The sequence below is a fragment of the Micromonospora sp. NPDC047521 genome (assembly GCF_055587305.1).
In genome coordinates, this window is sequence record NZ_JBVJGN010000033.1 from 1 (window position 1) to 3,664 (window position 3,664).

A 3,664-nucleotide genomic window follows, 5' to 3' on the forward strand; every position below is an offset into this window, starting at 1 on the left:
TCGGCTGGAGCCGCGTCGCGCCACTCGCCGAGAGGCGACCTGCACACCGACACCAGCGCCGCCCCCGACCCACCCGGGCCGGGGGCGGCGCTGTCTGAACTCCCCCGCTCGCGAAGATGTCTCGGCTGGCCTATGTTCAGTGGGTCGCTCGCGTGGGAGGGGGTGTCGGGGCATGGGTCTGCGTACCTTCATCGAGGGCTGGCCTGTCTACCGGCAGCTCACCGGCACCGATCCGCTCGGTCGGGGCGCTGCGGCGCAGTCCGCCCGTTCGGCGGAGCTGACCCCCCGAACCGAGGCCGCCGACAGCGTGGCCCGGTCGGTGTGTCCGTACTGCGCTGTGGGCTGCGGGCAGCGGGTGTACGTGAAGGACGGGCAGGTCACCCAGATCGAGGGTGATCCGGACAGCCCCATCTCGCGGGGTCGGCTCTGCCCGAAGGGTTCGGCCAGTAAGAGTTTGGTGACCAGCCCGTTGCGGCAGACGAAGGTCCGCTACCGCCGACCATATTCGACGCAGTGGGAAGATCTGGAGCTCGACACCGCGCTCGACATGATCGCCGATCGGATGCTCGCGGCTCGTGAGCAGACCTGGGAGGACGTCGACACGCAGGGCCGGCCACTCAACCGGACGCTTGGTTTTTCCAGTCTGGGTGGGGCGACGCTTGACAACGAGGAGAACTACCTCATCAAGAAGTTGTTCACCGCGGCCGGCGCCTTGCAGATCGAGAACCAGGCCCGTATTTGACACTCCGCCACCGTCCCCGGTCTGGGGGCCAGCTTCGGTCGTGGCGGTGCGACGGATTTCCAGCAGGACATCGCCAACGCTGACGTCATCGTCATTCAGGGTTCGAACATGGCCGAGGCGCATCCGGTGGGTTTCCAGTGGGTGATGGAGGCCAAGCGCCGGGGCGCGAAGGTCTTCCACGTCGACCCCCGGTTCACCCGGACGAGCGCTGTCGCTGACGCGTACCTGCCGATCCGGGCGGGCACGGACATCGCCCTGCTCGGTGGGGTGGTGCGATACATCCTGGACAACGAGCTGGACTTCCGGGAGTACGTGCTCGCGTACACGAACGCGGCGACGATCGTCAGCGAGGAGTTCAGCGACACCGAGGACGGCGACGGGTTCTTCTCCGGCTTCGACCCGGAGACCGGCAGTTACGTGCAGGACAGCTGGCAGTACGAGGGTCACGAGGATTCCTCCGGCAGCGGACACACCGCCCAGGAGCGGGACAGCGCCGCCGGACTGACCCACGAGTCGCACGGCGCGCAGGTGAGTGGCCAGACCCGGCGGGACGAGACGTTGCAGCATCCGCGCTGCGTCTACCAGATCCTCAAGCGGCACTTCGCCCGCTACACGCCGGAGATGGTGGAGCGGGTCTGCGGCATCCCGCAGGAGCAGTTCCTCGGGTTGGCGCGGGCGTGGACGGCGAACTCGGGCCGGGAGCGCACCGGGATGCTGATCTACTCGGTGGGCTGGACGCAGCACAGCGTGGGTGTGCAGTACATCCGGACCGGGGCGATCATCCAGCTGTTGCTGGGCAACATGGGTCGTCCGGGTGGCGGGGTGATGGCGCTGCGCGGGCATGCCAGCATTCAGGGCTCCACTGACATTCCGACCCTGTTCAACCTGCTGCCCGGCTATCTGCCGATGCCGCACCACGCCGAGCACCCGAGCTTCGACGAGTGGGTGGACAGCATCCGCCACCCCGGGCAGAAGGGCTTCTGGGGTAACGCGCGGTCGTTCGCCGCCAGTCTGCTCAAGGCGTACTGGGGCGACGCGGCCACCCCGGAGAACGACTTCTGCTACGGCTACCTGCCGCGGATGACCGGTGATCACGGTACCTACCAGCAGGTGCTCAACATGATCGACGGGAAGGTCAAGGGGTACTTCCTGTTGGGGCAGAACCCGGCGGTCGGCTCCGCGCACGGCCGGGCGCAGCGCCTGGGCATGGCGAACCTGGACTGGTTGGTGGTCCGCGACCTGTTCATGATCGAGAGTGCGACGTTCTGGCAGAACGGTCCCGAGGTGGCCACCGGTGAGATCGTCCCGGAGGAGTGCCGCACCGAGGTGTTCTTCCTGCCCGCCGCCTCCCATGTGGAGAAGGAGGGCAGCTTCACCCAGACCCAGCGGCTGTTGCAGTGGCGGGAGAAGGCCGTCGAGCCGCCGGGCGACGCCCGCTCCGAGCTGTGGTTCTTCTACCATCTGGGGCGCAAGCTGCGCGAGAAGCTGGCCGGCTCCGACCTGCCGCGCGACAGGGCGCTGCTCGACCTCACCTGGGACTACCCCACGCACGGTCCGCACGCGGAGCCGAGCGCCGAGGCGGTCCTGCGGGAGATCAACGGGTACGACGTGACGACCGGCAGCCCGCTGTCCAGTTTCGCCGAGGCCCGCGCGGACGGCTCCACGGCGGTGGGCTGCTGGATCTACACCGGGGTGTACGCCGACGGGGTGAACCAGGCGGCCCGGCGCAGGTCCCGCCACGAGCAGGACTGGGTCGCCGCCGAGTGGGGCTGGGCGTGGCCGGCTAACCGCCGCATCCTCTACAACCGTGCGTCCGCCGACCCGGACGGCAACCCGTGGAGCGAGCGCAAGCGCTACGTCTGGTGGGACGCGGACAGGGGCGAGTGGACGGGCTACGACGTACCGGACTTCGAGAAGACCAAGCCGCCGTCGTACCGGCCGCCGGCCGGGGCGTCAGGGCCCGAGGGCGTCGCCGGTGACGACCCGTTCGTCATGCAGGGTGACGGCAAGGGCTGGCTGTACGCGCCGAGCGGTGTCCTGGACGGGCCGCTGCCGACGCACTACGAGCCGGTGGAGTCGCCGGTGCGCAACCCGCTGTACCGCCAGCAGGCCAATCCGACCCGCAAGATGTACGCGCATCCGGTGAACTCGGTGAACCCGAGTCCGCCTCAGGAACACAGTCAGGTGTTCCCGTACGTCTTCACTGTCAGCCGGCTCACCGAGCACCACACGGCCGGTGGGATGAGCCGGACGGTGTCGCCGCTGGCGGAGTTGCAGCCGGAGATGTTCGTCGAGGTGTCACCGGAGCTGGCCGCCGAACGAGGGCTCGACCACCTGGGGTGGGCGCACCTGGTCAGCGGTCGGGCGGTGATCGAGGCGAAGGTGCTGGTCACGGATCGGCTCACCCCGCTGCGGGTGGAGGGCCGGATCATCCACCAGGTGTGGTTGCCGTACCACTTCGGTTTCGAGGGTCTGGTGACCGGCGACTCGGCCAACGACCTGTTCGGCATCAGCCTGGATCCGAACGTGCTGATCCAGGAGAGCAAGGTCGGCACCTGCGACGTGCGGCCCGGCCGTCGTCCGACCGGGCCGGCGTTGCTGGACCTGGTCGCCGACTACCAGCGGCGCGCCGGGATCACCCCGGGTCAGAACGCCCCGGCGGTCACCGCCGACAGCGAGGGGGAGGCGCGCGGTGATTCCTGACCCGAACAGCCTGTACGGTCCGCTGGATCCGGCGCCCGACGCCGGCTATGTGGACGCGCCGCCCCGGATGGGGTTCTTCACCGACACCAGCGTCTGTATCGGATGCAAGGCGTGTGAGGTGGCCTGCAAGGAGTGGAACGGCGTCCCGGAGAGCGGCCTGGACCTGCTGGGCATGTCGTACGACAACACGGGTGCGCTGACGGCGAACTCGTGGCGGCA

At 68.8% G+C, this 3,664-nt stretch carries 2 pseudogenes; both read left to right on the forward strand.

The features are described 5' to 3' along the window. Positions 1 to 172: 172 nt before the first annotated feature. A pseudogene (gene fdh, locus ACZ6N8_RS31140) lies at positions 173 to 3,424 on the forward strand (formate dehydrogenase); the annotation flags it as partial. A 13-nt stretch (positions 3,425 to 3,437) separates the two neighbouring features. Further along, positions 3,438 to 3,664 (forward strand): annotated as a pseudogene (locus ACZ6N8_RS31145) (4Fe-4S dicluster domain-containing protein); the annotation flags it as partial.